16 protein-coding genes are annotated in these 14,758 nt (G+C 65.3%); 5 read left to right on the forward strand and 11 right to left on the reverse strand.

Going from position 1 to position 14,758, the window contains the following annotated elements; all coding sequences use genetic code 11:
- Positions 1-95 precede the first annotated feature (95 nt).
- From AC0QDI_RS12015 to AC0QDI_RS12045, 7 genes are all read right to left on the reverse strand, one after another.
- A complete protein-coding gene (locus AC0QDI_RS12015) occupies positions 96-1,205 on the reverse strand; it encodes an ABC transporter substrate-binding protein (protein ID WP_474668434.1) in 1,110 nt (369 codons plus the stop codon).
- Between the two features lie 59 nt (positions 1,206-1,264).
- The gene (locus AC0QDI_RS12020) at positions 1,265-2,371 is read right to left on the reverse strand and encodes an ABC transporter substrate-binding protein (RefSeq protein WP_474668436.1); all 1,107 of its coding nucleotides are present in this window, start codon (positions 2,369-2,371) and stop codon (positions 1,265-1,267) included.
- Positions 2,372-2,419: 48 nt separating this feature from the next.
- Positions 2,420-3,283, reverse strand: coding sequence for an ABC transporter ATP-binding protein (locus AC0QDI_RS12025; protein ID WP_474668438.1), 864 nt, complete (start codon positions 3,281-3,283; stop codon positions 2,420-2,422).
- Positions 3,283-4,392, reverse strand: a complete 1,110-nt coding sequence (locus tag AC0QDI_RS12030; protein WP_474668440.1) for a FecCD family ABC transporter permease — start codon at positions 4,390-4,392, stop codon at positions 3,283-3,285. The genes AC0QDI_RS12025 and AC0QDI_RS12030 overlap by 1 nt, the downstream gene beginning before the upstream one ends.
- Before the next feature lie 121 nt (positions 4,393-4,513).
- Positions 4,514-4,879 carry a cupin domain-containing protein gene (locus AC0QDI_RS12035; protein ID WP_474668442.1) on the reverse strand — a complete coding sequence of 122 codons (366 nt, stop codon included), beginning with the start codon at positions 4,877-4,879 and terminating at the stop codon, positions 4,514-4,516.
- Between the two features lie 47 nt (positions 4,880-4,926).
- On the reverse strand, positions 4,927-5,685 hold the full coding sequence (locus AC0QDI_RS12040) for a hypothetical protein (protein WP_474668444.1): 759 nt from the start codon (positions 5,683-5,685) through the stop codon (positions 4,927-4,929).
- A gap of 236 nt (positions 5,686-5,921) precedes the next feature.
- Positions 5,922-6,116, reverse strand: a complete 195-nt coding sequence (locus tag AC0QDI_RS12045; RefSeq protein WP_005554588.1) for a cold-shock protein — start codon at positions 6,114-6,116, stop codon at positions 5,922-5,924.
- 400 nt (positions 6,117-6,516) lie between these two features.
- Here AC0QDI_RS12045 and AC0QDI_RS12050 point away from each other — a divergent pair, with 400 nt between their 5' ends.
- The 3 genes from AC0QDI_RS12050 (at position 6,517) to AC0QDI_RS12060 (ending at position 9,357) form a co-directional block, all read left to right on the forward strand.
- On the forward strand, positions 6,517-7,533 hold the full coding sequence (locus AC0QDI_RS12050) for an NADP-dependent oxidoreductase (protein ID WP_474668446.1): 1,017 nt from the start codon (positions 6,517-6,519) through the stop codon (positions 7,531-7,533).
- Positions 7,534-8,038: 505 nt separating this feature from the next.
- Positions 8,039-8,185 (forward strand): DUF7859 family protein, encoded by a 147-nt coding sequence (locus tag AC0QDI_RS12055; RefSeq protein ID WP_474668448.1) that lies wholly within the window; start codon positions 8,039-8,041, stop codon positions 8,183-8,185.
- A gap of 77 nt (positions 8,186-8,262) precedes the next feature.
- The gene (locus AC0QDI_RS12060; RefSeq protein WP_474668450.1) at positions 8,263-9,357 is read left to right on the forward strand and encodes an aminopeptidase; all 1,095 of its coding nucleotides are present in this window, start codon (positions 8,263-8,265) and stop codon (positions 9,355-9,357) included.
- 428 nt (positions 9,358-9,785) lie between these two features.
- Here AC0QDI_RS12060 and AC0QDI_RS12065 read toward each other — a convergent pair whose 3' ends face one another.
- Positions 9,786-9,956, reverse strand: coding sequence for a hypothetical protein (locus AC0QDI_RS12065; protein WP_474668452.1), 171 nt, complete (start codon positions 9,954-9,956; stop codon positions 9,786-9,788).
- 665 nt (positions 9,957-10,621) lie between these two features.
- On the opposite strand from AC0QDI_RS12065, the gene AC0QDI_RS12070 reads away from it, so the two are divergent.
- Positions 10,622-11,038, forward strand: a complete 417-nt coding sequence (locus AC0QDI_RS12070) for a universal stress protein (RefSeq protein WP_474668454.1) — start codon at positions 10,622-10,624, stop codon at positions 11,036-11,038.
- A gap of 85 nt (positions 11,039-11,123) precedes the next feature.
- On the opposite strand, the gene AC0QDI_RS12075 is transcribed toward AC0QDI_RS12070, so the two are convergent.
- From AC0QDI_RS12075 to AC0QDI_RS12085, 3 genes are all read right to left on the reverse strand, one after another.
- The gene (locus tag AC0QDI_RS12075) at positions 11,124-11,792 is read right to left on the reverse strand and encodes an alpha/beta hydrolase (RefSeq protein ID WP_474668456.1); all 669 of its coding nucleotides are present in this window, start codon (positions 11,790-11,792) and stop codon (positions 11,124-11,126) included.
- Entirely contained in the window at positions 11,789-12,412 is a 624-nt protein-coding gene (locus AC0QDI_RS12080) for a VOC family protein (RefSeq protein WP_474668458.1), read from the reverse strand. The genes AC0QDI_RS12075 and AC0QDI_RS12080 overlap by 4 nt, the downstream gene beginning before the upstream one ends.
- Positions 12,413-12,526: 114 nt before the next feature.
- A complete protein-coding gene (locus tag AC0QDI_RS12085) occupies positions 12,527-13,135 on the reverse strand; it encodes an NAD(P)/FAD-dependent oxidoreductase (RefSeq protein WP_474668460.1) in 609 nt (202 codons plus the stop codon).
- A gap of 344 nt (positions 13,136-13,479) precedes the next feature.
- Between AC0QDI_RS12085 and AC0QDI_RS12090 the strand changes: the two genes are divergently transcribed.
- Positions 13,480-14,574: a glutamate-cysteine ligase family protein gene (locus AC0QDI_RS12090; protein ID WP_474668462.1), complete on the forward strand. Its 1,095-nt coding sequence runs from the start codon at positions 13,480-13,482 to the stop codon at positions 14,572-14,574.
- Positions 14,575-14,758 lie beyond the last annotated feature (184 nt).

A 14,758-nucleotide genomic window follows, 5' to 3' on the forward strand; every position in this document is an offset into this window, starting at 1 on the left:
GTAGCGTGGCGTACTTGAGCGATTCGGACTCGAGCGCGTCGGTCCCGGGCCGATCCGAACGCGCGCCGCCTCGCGGAGTTCGACCGAGCGCTCGCCTAGAAGTCGCCGTTGACGATGTCGCTGACTTCCTGCGGGTCGAACAGGTCGTCCTCGATACCGTAGAGCTGCTGGGCCAACCGCTGCGTGGCGACGAGGTTGATGATCGGGCCCTGATAGAACGGGACGGTCTTGTAGACGTTGTCGTTCTGGACGGCCGTCAGTTTCTGCCCGGCGTTGTGGCTTTGCATCGGTTCGACGAAGTTCTGCTGGAAGTCCGCCTCGCTGAGGTATTGTTCGGTGCGAAGCAGGATGTACTCCGGATCGACGTCGAGGAGCGTCTCGTAGTCGATCGATCCGCGGGTTTCGTGGAAGTTCGCGACGTCGGAGTTTGCGAGCGCATCCTCGACTCCGAGGTCCCGCAGGTGTTTGTAACTCGTCGACTCGTCGATGATGTAGGGGAGGAACGAGTCCTCCGATATCTGCGGGTACAGGACCGCGGCCTCAGGTGGGTCGCTCGAGGGTACGACGGTCTCGAGTTCCGACTTGAACTCCTCGTGTAGCGTCTCGAACTCGTCGTAGCGTTCCTGTTCCTGGAAGACTTCGGCGAGTTTCTCGAAGGCCTCGTACATCGTGAGGTAGTCGTAGTCATCGTGCCACGAGTAGCCCCGAGAGGTGATACTGTTCCCGAAGAACGGCGTCCCCGTCGATTCGATCCGCTCGATGGCGTCGCCGCTCCAGTCGGCCCGTCCCGTGAGGAAGTTCGGATCCATGACGAGGACGTCTACATTCTCGGCAAGGTCGATGAACTTCTCGGGGCCGAAATCGTCGTCCCAAAGCTTTTCGATATCGTCCGGGTCGACGTTCACGTCGGGAATGTCGTCGTAGTACCCCGTATGTAACCGCCCCGCGACATAGAGTCCCACCGGCGGCTCCTGACCCAGTGCGATCCCCATGTCTGCCCAATCCGCGGTGCCGGCGGCCCACGTCTCGGGGATCGACTCGAACTCGACGTCGCCGACCGGCGGCATCGAGACCGTGTACGGATCGACATCGTCCTCGTCGTCCGATCCGTCACCGCTGATACAGCCGGCCAACGCGCTCACGCCCGCGATGGTCCCGCTCGTTCGAAGCACGTTGCGCCGCGTCCACATCCCTTTCTCATTCATCAACCTTTAGGTCAACCTAAAACAGTAAAAGTGTTCCGAAGCCGCCTGACTGATCGGTGTCAGCTGTCGCCGGTAACGATGTCGGCGACGGCCTGCCTGTCGAACAGTTCTTCGTCGCCGAACTCATCGGGGTAGAGCCCCTGTGCTGCCCGCTCGAGCTGGAACAAGTGAATGATCGGCCCCTGGTAGGTCATGCCGCCGTAGACGACGCGGTCGTTCCGGACCGCCCGGAGTTGGCTCGCAACGTCGTGATCGCGCATGAACGAGACGATCCCCTGCTCGAAGTCCGATTCGGTGACCTCCCCCTGCTGTCTGACCGCGATGACGTCGGGATCGATCTCGAGCAACGTCTCGTAGTCGATGGTGCCACTCGCCGCCTGCGCGTCGCCGACGCCGTTCGCGGCGAGCGCGCCGTCGACCTGCAGATCGGCCCAGTGTTTGGACTGGGTATCGTCCTCGATGTGGTACGGGTAGAACGCGTCCGGCTCGGCCGAGGCGGGGACGAGGACCGCGACCTCGGGCCGCTCGTCGGGGAGTCGGGACTGCACGTCGGCCAGCACGTCATCGTGGAGCCGTTCGAACGCCTCGTAGCGCTCTCGCTCCTGAAAGACCTCCGCTACCTTCTCGAAGGCCTCGTAGAGAGTGTAGCGGGGGTAGTCGTGCCACTCGTAACTGGCCGAGAAGACGGTGTTGCCGACGAACGGCGCGACGTTGTCGGCGATTTCGTCGACCTCTTCCTGGCTCCAGCCAAGCCGGTTGATCATGAAATTCGGATCGATGAGGTGGACGTCGGCCTCGAGTTCGTAGAACACCTCCTGCCCGGTCCCGTCGTCCCAGAGTTCGGTCAGGTCGTCCGGGTCGACCGAGACGCCCGGCAGTTCGTCGTAGTAGTGGGTCCCGTACCGGCTCTGCAAGCCGATTCCGACCAGCCCGTCGGCTCGTCCGAGTGCAACGCCCATGTCCGCGTAATCCCCCGTATAGGGGAGCCACGTCTCGGGCACGGAGTCGAACTCGACGGAACCGACGGGCTCCATCGTGACGGAGTACTCGCTCTCGCCGTCTCCCGTCCCCTGCGTGCCGAGACAGCCGGCGGTCACACCGAGCCCGGTGATCGCTGCTCCCGTTTTCATCAGGCGTCGTCTCGTCCGTTTCGATTCGGCGGCCATCGATCTTTAGGTCGGCCTAAAAATACAAAAACGTTCCGGCTGGCGGCGTCACGTCCGGCTGTCCGGAAGCGCCCGCTTCGGCAGTACTTGCAGTTCGGGCTCGTACTCGACGGTGGCCTCGACGCCGAAGACGTCGGCGAGCAACTGTTCCGTCACGACCTCCTCGGGCGGCCCCCAGTCGTAGAGTTCGCCATCGCACATCGCGACCAGATAGTCCGCGAACCGGGCCGCCTGCGAGATATCGTGGAGGATGACGGCAACGGTGACGCCCTTCTCCTCGTTGAGCTGTCGGATCGTCTCGAGGACGCGGAACTGGTGGTGAATGTCCAGAAACGTGGTCGGTTCGTCGAGCAACAGGACGTCGGTATCCTGTGCCAGCACCATGGCGATCCAGGCCAGTTGCTTCTGCCCGCCGCTCAGCTGACCCAGTTCCGACTCCCGGAGGTGGTCGATCCCCGCCAGCTCGATCGCGCGTTCGACCGCTCGATGGTCCTCCTCGGTGACGCCGTCGAAAAAGCCTCGATGCGGGTAGCGGCCGTGATAGATGAGGTCCTCGACCGGGATCGAGCCGAGCGAGTCGTTCTCCTGCGAGAGGACCCCCATTTCGCGCGCCAGCTCCTTGCGACTGAACGTATCGAGGTCCTCGCCGTGTATCTGTACGGATCCCGCGTTCGGCTCGAGGTGCTTCGAGAGCGCCTTCAGAAGCGTACTCTTCCCGCTGCCGTTGGGTCCGACGAGCGCGGTCACCGCTTCCTCGGGGATGTCGAGGCGCGCGCAGTCGACGATGGTCTCCTCGCTCGTCGGATAACTGAGTTCGAGGTCGTCGCCGACCAGTGCGCTCTCGACCGTGTTGCCGTTGTCGTCGGTGATCCGCTCCTGTTCTCGATCCGCGTTCTGCTGTGTGCGTGACATTATAGCTCACCCATCGATTGCTGCTTCCGCATCAGATAGAGGAAATACGGGCCGCCGATCAGTCCGGTGACGACGCCGACGGGCATCTGGGTGCCCCCCAGCGCGAGTCGCGCACCGACGTCGGCGGAAACCATCAGTGCGGGTCCGGCGAAGAGACACCCGATCATCAGGCGTCGGTAGTCCCCACCGACCGTGTTCCGGACGATGTGAGGGACGACGAGGCCGAAGAAGCTGACGATACCGGCGACGGCGATCGCGGCACTCGCGGCCAGAATCGCGACGGCCGAGAGGGAAAACCGGACCCGTTCGACGCGCATCCCGAGCGAGCGAGCGGTGCTCTCGCCCAACATGAGGACGTTCAACTGCCGCGCACCGGCGAGCGCGATCGCGATCGCGACGGCCGCCGGCAGGATCGCGATCCGGACTTCTTCCCAGCCGGTGCCCGTGAGCGATCCCGTCAGCCAGGCGATCGCCGTCTGGACGACGCCCAGATCGTCCGCGAAGAAGAACAGCCCCTGCTGGAGCGACTGAAAGACCATGTTCACGACGACGCCCGCGAGCACGAGCCGGACGGGGCTCGTCCCGCCCTTCCAGGCGATCGTGTAGACGATCACGAACGCGACCGTCCCGCCCAGGGCGGCGATCAGCGGCAGGAACGGCGTGAGGCCGCTAAAGACGACTAACGTCGCCAGCACGGCGAACCCAGCGCCGGAGCTGACCCCGAGCACGAACGGACTCGCCAGTTCGTTCCGCGTCACGGCCTGGAAGATCGCACCGGATATCGCGAGCGTCGCGCCGGCGATGATCGCGACGAATACCCGCGGCATTCGGAGAGTCCAGACGACGATGCTCGCGGTGCTCATCTCCGGCAGATCCGTCCCGAAGAGGAACGCCGACCAGGCGTGGAGGTTGAATATCACGCTGGGTTTGAATACCGCCTGCCAGGCCTCGAGGAACGTCATCGAGTACTCCCCGAAGCTCACCTGTACGAGTCCGGCGACGACGGTGATGACCGTACTCGCCAGACAAAAGAGGACGAGCCGCCCGGTAACCCATCCCTCCCGCTCTCGGGCGGATCTGTGCCCCTCGACCGACTGCGCTTCTCCCATCGTATTTAGGTGTGCCTAAAAGACGTTTAGTAGTTGCGGTTGCAGAACGGTATGACAACCGCTGGCACCAGTCGCAGTCGGATCGATTCTCTCGTCTCGATCCGCCCGACGGGCCGTGTCGTTACTCAAGCAGGTCGATCTCGTCGTCGCCGTTCGGAACCGCACAGATGAACGCGCCGGGTTCGTCGCCCTCGTTGCGATACCAGTGGACCGCCCCGGCTGGGATCAGCAGGGAGTCGCCGGCTTCGACCTCGTGTTCGTCGTCGTCGAGGCCAACCGTGTACTCGCCCTCGAGGACGTACTGCTCGTGTTCGACGTCGTTGGTGTGTTTCGGCACCGCCGCGCCGGGCTCGAGGACGAACCGCCGAATCGCGAAGTTCGGCGCGCCGTGGTCGTCGGCGATCAGGACGCCCTTCGAGAGTCCGTCCGCCGCGTCGACCGACTCGTACTCGATCTCGTCGCCGCGGCGCAGTACCGGGTCCGCCACACCCTCGAGTCCGTGGCGGATCCATAAAACGGTCCGGGTTGACGGCGTCATCGTTCTCGAGCGGCCAGCGCGAGGAATCCGACCCCGAAGCAGCCGGCTATCAGTGCGACGTAGGTGAAGAGGACGAGCGCATCGCCGCCCCGCTCGAGTCCGAAGAACGCAGCGCCGGTCGCACCGACGAGCGCGCCGACGCCGAGGACGACGAGGACGACGCGTTCGGTCCGGCTCCCCCGGGTCGTCCGCTCGGTCTCGCTCGCGGCTGCCTCGAGCAGCGGTCGGGCCTCCTCGTAGACGTCACGGGGCAGCGTGACGTACCCCGGTGCAGTCACCCCCGGCGTCTTGGTCGCGTACGACGGACGGAGAACGACGGTCTCCGTCCCGGGCACGCGGCGGACGCCGACGGCCGCGAGTTCCGCGAGCGCGAACGATTGACCGCCCACGCGCACCGTTCCCCCTTCGGGATCGATCTCTCCGCGGGAGTTCACCAACTGCGTACCGATCGACGTCCCGAACGTGACCACGAGGAACAGCGCGAGCGGCGCCAGCGGAGACACCGCGACCGAGCCGACGGTCGCGATGGCACCGACGAGGACGCTCACCGCCGCGGGGAGCGGACTGAGCCGATCGTAACCGGTGCGGTCCGCCCACGCCCGCACCGAGGAGCGAGTCGTCTCATCGTCGACCAGCGGGAGCACGTAGAGCAACGAGAACGGCCCGCCGATCAGCAGGAACACGACGAGCAGTGCGAGTTGTCCGTACGCGCCGTTTACGGCGGAGAGAACGAGCACTGCGATTCCGACTGTCACCACCAGTAACGCCACCCCACCGAAGAAACCGACCTGAAGGTACAGGCAAAGCCGACCGACCCTCGACGCCGACGCGCGACGCGACCACGTGACAGCGTCGGGACGATCCGTCATCGCCGCACGTACGTGTCACTGGCGGATTAATTTTTCCAAATGTACGTTCCGCGCTTGACGGCGCTGGCGCTCAGTGGGAGTGAAATACTGCAGTCAAGTGCCGATACCAGTTCGAATTCGCCTTACAGGCGCTCGACGTTCGTCGCGCGCGGGCCCTTGGGGGCCTGCTCGATGTCGAACTCGAGCTCCTGTCCTTCCTCAAGGTCCGGGCCGCCGATGTCTTCCATGTGGAAGAACACGTCGTCGTCCGCGTCCTCAGTCTCGATGAATCCGTAGCCGCCAGTGTCGTTGAAGAAATCAACGGTTCCTTTCGCCATTGCTTCTAAAGAGAAGCGCCGGGAAGTAATAAAGGCACCGACTCGTTCCGATCGAGAAATTCGGGGGAACAGGGCCGTTCGCACCGGTATATGCGGGTTCAGCCGCGGCTCGCTCGTTCCGTATTCTCCGGGTACTGCACCGAGATCTGGCTGAAAGAGACGAGGGTGAACGCGAGCGATCCGCACGGAGACTGACGAGTCCGACCGGCCGGACGACGGCGGGATCGATCACGGCGATCGTGCTCAGTCCGAGAACGAATATCGCCATCGGGAGGCCCCCGAACGCGGAGGTGATCGTCGGTGTAACGGTGTTCGCGTGCAGCCGATCAGGACGGCGGTCCCTATTCGGACCGGGTTCCGGGAGCCCAATATTGACTTGGGGGCGCGATCATGAAGGGGTATGGCAGAAACCAGGCAGTGGCAACTCGCTAGTCGTCCGGTCGGCGAACCGACCGCGGAGAACTTCGAACTCGTCACCGTCGATCGGCCCGAACCGGGCGACGGCGAGGTACTGGTCGAGACGCTGTATCAGTCGGTCGATCCCTACATGCGCGGGCGGATGCGCGACGTGGAATCCTACGCCGAGCCGTGGAACGTCGGCGAACCCATGCAGGCCGGCGTCGTCGGCGAAGTCCTCGAGTCCGAGGCCGACGGGTTCGCGGAAGGCGACGTGGTAACCGGCGACCTCCTCTGGGCTGAGCACGCGGTCGCCGACGCGGACGAACTCCAGCCGGTGAATCCGGACCTCGGGCCGGTCTCGACGGCGCTGGGCGTGCTCGGGATGCCCGGCGTGACGGCCTTCTGGGGCCTGCTCGACGTCGGCGACCCGAACCCCGGCGACACCGTCGTCGTCTCCGCCGCCGCGGGGGCGGTCGGCTCCGTCGTCGGCCAACTCGCCCGGATCAACGGCGCGCGCGTGGTCGGCACCGCCGGCAGCGACGAGAAGGTCGACTGGCTCACCGACGAACTCGGCTTCGACGCCGCGATCAACTACAAGACGACCGAGGACCTCGGCAGCGCGATGGACGAGGCCTGTCCCGACGGGATCGACGTCTACTTCGACAACGTCGGCGGCCCGATCACCGACGCCGTCTGGCCCCGCCTGAACGTCCACGCGAGAGTCGCCGTCTGCGGCCAGATCGCGCTGTACAACGAGACGGAGGTGCCGACCGGTCCGCGGAAGCTCGCACAGCTCATCCAGACCCGCGCGACGGTCGAGGGACTGCTCGTCAGCGACTACGAGGACCGCTGGGGCGAGGCGCTCGAGCGCCTCTCGAGGTTCATCGCGGAAGACGAGATCCGCTACCGCGAGAACGTCGTCGAGGGCTTCGAAAATGCGCCGGACGCGTTCCTCGGCCTGTTCGAGGGCGAGAACATCGGCAAGCAACTGGTCAAGGTCGGCGAGCGCGGCGACTGATACGGTCTGCTGGAACGGTTTAGCGGTGCATCCGCAGAACGGTTCGCGGTCGCGCCGGAACCGACTGACAGCAGTCCGTCTGAACGGGGAGCGTCGCGGCTCAGTTCTCCGCTTCGGGACGCGAGTCCGACGACTCGGTCGTCCGCCCCGCTAGAGCGGCGACCGATGCAGTACGCGACGGAAAAGCGGCGCAGGGCGAGCGCGTGCTGTCAGCGGGGACCCGAAAGGGATGTCAGAGGGGCCGGCCGCCCGCAGTCTCCGAGCTGTCAGACGGGAGGCGGCGGACGGCCGGTCGCGGTCGCAGGGGACGGGCGACAGGCCCCGATCTCGAGGACGTGCCTCGGACGGTGGAGGGCCGGCGATCGAGGCCTAATCGAACGGAGGAACTGCCACACGTTATACTCAGCGCAAGCTGAAATATCGGTTTTAGTAATCGATTCTAGCGAGCGGATTCAACCGATCGAGGTCGAAACGGTTAACCACGCTGACAGTGTAGCGGCCGACTATGCTGGATACGCTTACCGGCCTCGTCCCCGACGATCCCGTCATCATCGCGGTCGTCCTGATCCTCCTCTCGCTCGTCTTCTTCGCGTATCTCCTCCTCCGACGGACCGTCCTCGAGTTCCGCGACGGAATGCGCGGCGATCGCTGATTCGAGGCGGGCGCAGGTCGCCGGCCGATCGATCCCCATCACGAACCGTTTTTTCCTCCCCCCGTCAATACCGGGGTATGGACCCGCGAATCCGCGAACACGCCGAGATTATCGCCAATCACTCGGTCGATCTCCAGGACGGTGACAACGTCGTCATCGACGCCCATCCGGTCGCCGAGGACCTCGTTGTCGCCCTCCACGAGGTGATCGGCGATCGAGGGGCGAACCCGATTACGACCAGCCAGCGAACCGGAAAGCGACAGCAGCGCGCGTATCTGCGGGCCGCCGACGACGAGTTCGATACGCCCGAGCACGAACTCGCGCTCGTGAAGAATACGGACGTCTACATCGCCATTCGAGCGACGGACAACGCCACCCAGACCAGCGACGTCGACCCCGAGATCAGCGCGGCCCACCAGCAGGCCCATCGCCCGATTCTCGAGGAGCGCCTCTCCAAGCGCTGGTGTCTCACGCAGTTCCCCGCGCCGGCCAACGCCCAGCTCGCGGAGATGAGCACGGACGGCTACGAGAACTTCGTCTGGGACGCCGTCAACAAGGACTGGGAGGCCCAGCGCGCCCACCAGGAGCACATGGTCGAGATCATGGATCCCGCCGAGGAGATCCGGATCAAGAGCGGCGACGCGACCGACGTGACGATGTCCGTCGCGGGCAACCCGACGCTGAACGATCACGGCGAGCACAACCTCCCGGGAGGCGAGGTCTTCACCGCGCCCCAGCCCGACAGCGTCGAGGGCGAGGTCCTCTTCGACATGCCGCTCTATCATCAGGGCCGGGAGATCACGGACGTCTTCCTCGAGTTCGAGGGCGGCGAGGTCGTCTCCCACTCGGCGGCGAAGAACGAGGACGTGCTGACCGAAGTGCTGAACACCGACGACGGCGCGCGCCGACTCGGCGAACTGGGCATCGGGATGAACCGCGACATCGACCGGTTCACCTATAACATGCTCTTCGACGAGAAGATGGGCGACACCGTCCACATGGCCGTCGGCCGGGCCTACGACGATACCGTCGGCGAGGGCAACGAGGCCAACGACTCCGCGGTCCACGTCGACATGATCGTCGACATGAGCGAGGATTCGGTCATCGAAGTGGACGGGGAGGTCGTGCAGCGAAACGGTACCTTCCGATTCGAGGACGGCTTCGAGGGATAACGACTGTTCGGTTCACTCGATTCAGCTTTTGCAGCGAATCGGGAGTCGAAAACCACGGTTTAGCGAACTGAACGTCCACATGTGGTGGCGCGCGCTGGGCCGCGGTGAACGACAGTGAACCGCGGCACGACCTGTGCGAGGGATGAGCGAACGGAGTGAGCGAATCGGTTGGGGAGGGCGTGGCGACTCCCTGCTGCCAGCGGAGGCAGGACACTCGTCTCCATCTGCGGTCGCTGCTCAGACAGGTTCAACGGAGAGTGCAGTTCGAAGCCGCTCGAACAGTCATAGATCACACCCACTCGAGCCTCGGTTACGGGCCGGCCCCCCGCCGTCGACGCGGTGGTTTCGGTGGTGGCGTCCGGCGACGGGAGACCGGCTGTCCGCCGGGGATCGAGTCCGACGGAGAGCGTAGGTGCCCAGCGGAGATATCACTCACGCTCGAGCAGGCCTGGCGGGACCGAACAGCCACAGGGGGAGGCGAAGCCGGCGTGGGGTCCGGTGACGACCGAGAACAGGACCGGGTCGCCACAGCGCGGACAGGCGGGGAACGGCGAGTCCTCGTCGTCGCTCTCGTCATTCGCGTCCGGACTGGCGGTCATTCCGACCACCGAGAACGGAGTCCGTCGAAACCGGATCCCGGAGCCGGCGCTAGTCGTGGCAGGCGATTCTGCGGTCGTACGGGACGTTTATATCCCGCGAGAATATACGCAATCATGGCTTTCGAACCCTCGTGGGTTGGAAGCCACGTCTCGGGTGGCTCTAGCACCCGGGGCATTTCGGCGCATGCCCCTCGCGACGAATGGAGTGTGGCTTCCGTTCTAATTGTTGTTCTAAATTGGCTTATAACTACTGCAAGATGTATGGAATAGAGTGGGCGAGACCTCGAGCGTGTTCGAAATCGCTTGCTAACGGGCGATCAGTTCGGTTTGATCTGTAGCGTGAGGAGAGCAGCGGGAAGTGCCCTAGTGACACTGGCAACAGGGAGACGCCACGCCCTCCCCAGCCGATTCGCTCACGCCTCCGGCGTTCGCTCATCCCTCGCGCAGCGTCGTGCCGCGGTTCGCTGTCCACTCACCGCGGCCCAGCGCGCGCCACCGCATGTCGGTCGGACAGTCCGAACTGAGACAGCGGTCGCCGGCCCGGAACGATACCGGGGATCGGCGCTCCAATTCGCGAACTGTTGAAGACAGGACAATCGCTCGGTCGGTCGAGTAGACCGGTTGCTATCGACCGGGTTTATACTCTCGCGAGAGCTATCAGACGTATGGACGTACTCGTCGCGTACGACGGCTCGAAGCCCGCGCGGAAGGCGGTCGAACACGCGTTTGCGACGTATCCCGACGCGGAGATCGTGTTGCTGCGCGTCATCGAGGCTGCGGACGGTTCGACCGAGGCGGGGATCAGCATCATCCAGGAGATGCTGCGGGAGCGAGAGGAGGAGATATCCGCGGAGTTCCCCGACGAAATCGACGCGATCACCAGCGATCTCGACGTCGAGTTTCGGACCGAGACCGTCGTCGGGCGGCCCGCACGCGAGATCGTCTCGTTCGCAGAAGAGCACGACATCGATCACATCGTTATCGGCAGCCACGGACGGGCCGGTCTCTCCCGCATCTTGCTCGGCAGCGTCGCCGAGAAAATCGTCCGGCGCGCCCCCATGCCGGTCACCGTTATCCGCTGAGCCGACCCTCGAGCGAAGCGGGACGCAGTTGAGGAGGCCGGGCTCGGTCGACGAGGCCCGCGATCGATCGTCGACGGCGCCCCGATCAGTCGTCGACCAGATCCGCGACCATTTTCGAAACGAACTCGAGTTCGTCCTCGTTGACGCCGTGGCCCATTCCCTCGTAGAGCCGCTCGGTCACGTCGGCGTGCATCGACTCGAGCACGTCGGCCGTCTCGTGGACGCGCTCCTCGGGGATGTGGGGATCGACGTCGCTACAGCCCAGAAAGACGGGGGTCCCCTCGAGGTCCGGATCGTCCGCGAGGTAGTCGTCGGGATCGACGTCTTCGCCGATGAGGCCGCCGCTCAGGGCTGCGAGACCGCCGTACCGGCGCGGATTTCGCGCGACGAACTCGCTGGCGAGGCAGGCCCCCTGCGAGAAGCCGATCAGCATGATCCGCTCGGTCGGAATCCCGGCGTCGTTCGCCGCACCGATCGCGTCGCTGATTGCCTGTAGCCCCGAGCTCCGGCCGGGCTCGTTCCGCTCGACGGGCGCGAGGAAGGAGTTCGGATACCACGTCTGGCGGGCCGCCTGCGGGGCGAGGGCGGCGACCCCCTTCTCGAGGACCTCGTCGGCCAACTGGATCATTCCTCGAGCCGTGGCCCCACGGCCGTGGGTGAGGACGAGCGCCGCGTCGGCGTCCTCGAGGGCGGTTCCGCCCGTCGCGAGTTGCTGATCCTGATGTGGGCCGTCGACGCGGTCGCCCGCGCTCATTCGACACCACCGACGCCGGCGCTGGCCTCGGGCAGGTCGTGTTCGATTAGCTCGAGGCCGAGCGCCTCGATCGCACCGCGGAGGTGTTCGTCCTTGGCGTAGTCTGCGCCGTCGGCCTCGCGGAGTTCCTGCGCTTTCGCCAGGACTTCGCCGCGGCGGTCGTCGGGCACCTCGTACTTGTCCGTCGAGAGCTCGATGACGAGGCCGTTGTTGTCCGTGGTGTAGATCGAGTGGAAGATGCCGCGATCGAAGACGTTGTACTGGTGGCCCGCGTCCTCGAGGGCGTCCATCGTGTCCTCGTACTCGTCGGGATCGATGCTGAAACAGAGGTGGTGGACGGCACCGGTCCCGCCGCGCTGGCCGCGCTGGTTCGAGGGCCGGTCGTCGCTGACGAAGAAGGTCAGGATGCGACCGTCACCGGTATCGAAGAAGAGGTGCGTCTGCGAGGGGTCGTCGAGATTCGGCTGGCGGAGCACGAGCGGCATGCCGAGGAGGTCCTGGTAGAACTCGATCGTCTCGGCCTCGTTGCTCCCCCAGATGGTGATGTGGTCGGTTCCCGTCGTGTGGACGGGGCTGTCGGGCAGTTCCGGCGTGACTGGGTTGGTGGGTTCGGTAGGCATGGTGGGTGAATCGAATCGGTCGTGAATCCGACCGAGGTGTGTTCGAAGGCGATCCGCTCGGTTACGAGTCCGGCGTCTCCGCAGCGACTCCGCGACGACCCGGCGTCGACGCGACTACTCCGCGACGTGTTCGCCGAAGACGCGCGCGGCGTCGTCGGGAACGTCGAAGTCGTGGTAGTGTTCGCCCTTGACGCTCGAGAGGATGTTGAGTGCTGCGGCGGCCCCGTCGCCGACGGCGATGGCGGCCTGCCACTCCTCGGGACGGACCATCGCGCCGGTCGCGTACGCGCCCGAGACGCTCGTCTCCATCTCGACGCCGACGTCGACGGTGTCATCGTCGGTGAACACGACGCCGAGATCCTCGGCCAGTTCGCGGTTCGCACCGGTCGCGAGGACGACGAAATCGGCCTCGTAGCTCCCGTCTTCGGTCTCGACGGTGAAGCCGTCGCCGGCTTCGCTAACGCCGGTCACTTCCTCGCCCTGTCGTCGGTCGGCGCCGAAGTCGTCGACCTGCTGGCGAGCCGTCGCCATGAATTCGCTGCCGCCGACCGAGCCGATGCCGAGGTAGTTGAACAGGTGGGCCTTGTGCATCCACGTCCCGTCACCGTCGAACACCGTCGTCTCGAGCCCGTTCTTCGCGGCGAAGAGGGCCGCACTCAGTCCGGCGGGACCGCCGCCGACAACGATCACTGTCGCATCGTCCGTAGTCGTCTCGTCGCTCATCGTAGTTACATAGTGTTACTGCAGGGGTATCAATCCCCAGCAACCCCGAAGCCACCACGTAACACCGGTGTCAGTGTCGCGAGTTCCCACGGATCGCCGTCGGAACGGTCTCGTGAGCGCTGCCAACGGACGGCACGACCTGCGCACGCAGGCTCAATTCATTCGCGTAACTCGTTCATACTACCATATCCGACGGGAGAACTGTCGGTGGACGGCCCGGTCGACGCGAACTCCCCCGCCCGTCTCGGCCCGCCGCGACGGGCGCTCGCCGACCGCCGTCCGCCAACCGCGGCCCGGTGACGGCTTGCTCGAGGGCCGGATATCGCGCTCCAATAGACACATCCATGAACACCAGCCTCGAGGTGGAGTACTGGGTCGTCGACGACGACGGCGATCTGGTCGCACCCGACACACTGCTCGACGTCTCGGAACAGGTCGATCCCGAATTCGTCGAGCCGATGCTCGAGATCAAGACAACCCCGTGCGGATCGATGGCCGAACTCCGCGAGGAGCTGCACGGTCGGATCGGACGCGTCGTCGACGCGGCACGCGAACGGGACAAGCGGCTCGTCCCGCTGGCGACGCCGCTGTCCGCCTCCCCCGCGGACGTCCCATACCGGGACAAGGAGGGGACCGACCTCCAGCGTCGGATCGTCGGACCGGCGTTCGACGACGCTCGCGTCTGTGCCGGCACGCACGTCCACTTCGAGCGATCGAACGTCGCCGACCAACTCAACGCCCTGACCGCGATCGATCCGGCGTTCGCGCTGGTCACCAGTTCGGCCCACTACCGCGGCGAACGCATCCTCGAGTGTGCCCGCCCGTTCCTCTACCGTCGCTCGTGTTACGAGACCTGCCCGGAACAGGGCCAGCTCCGGTCTTACGTCGACAGCGTCGCCGAGTGGGAGCAGCGTCTCGATGACGCTTACGACTCGTTCCGCGAGCGGGCGGTCGAGCGCGGCGTCGACCCGGCCGCCTTCGAGAACGAATTCGGTCCCTACGACGCGGTCTGGAACCCGGTCCGGTTGCGCAAAGCGATGCCAACGGTCGAGTGGCGCTCGCCGGACGCGGCCCTCCCGAGCCAGGTGCTCCGGCTCGCGGCCGAGGTGCGATCGATCGTCGCCCGCGCGGACGAGCACGGGACGGTCGTCGGCGGCTCGGAGCGGAGTACCTGGCCGGATACAGCCACCGACGGACCGCTCCGCCTCCCCGAGTTCGACACCGTCGAGTCGGTGACGGACGTAGCCATCCACGATGGACTCGAGGGGGCGGGAGTCAGGGACTACCTTCGACGGCTCGGATTCACGCCCGCGGAGTACGATCCGTTCGCGGACCGGATGACCGACTCGCGAATCACCGAGCGGCGCGCGAAGAAACTGCGGCTCCGAGCCGCCGATCGGCTCGAGGCCGACCTGGAACGCCGCCGCGTTCGAGCCTGACGGGAGTCCCTGTTTCCGTAGTAGACGCCGTCCTCGTTTCTCGGAGTGAGTCGCCGATCGCGCAAAAACGGCTGTCCACTACTCGCGCCCGGCAACTATGTCTGGCGAATGATTAACATGGCCATGCGGCTGTTGAGTCGTGTTATCACGATCCCCGCAAACCGTTTAATTGAGCCCCGTATAG

Source organism: Natrinema sp. LJW11 (assembly GCF_056135975.1).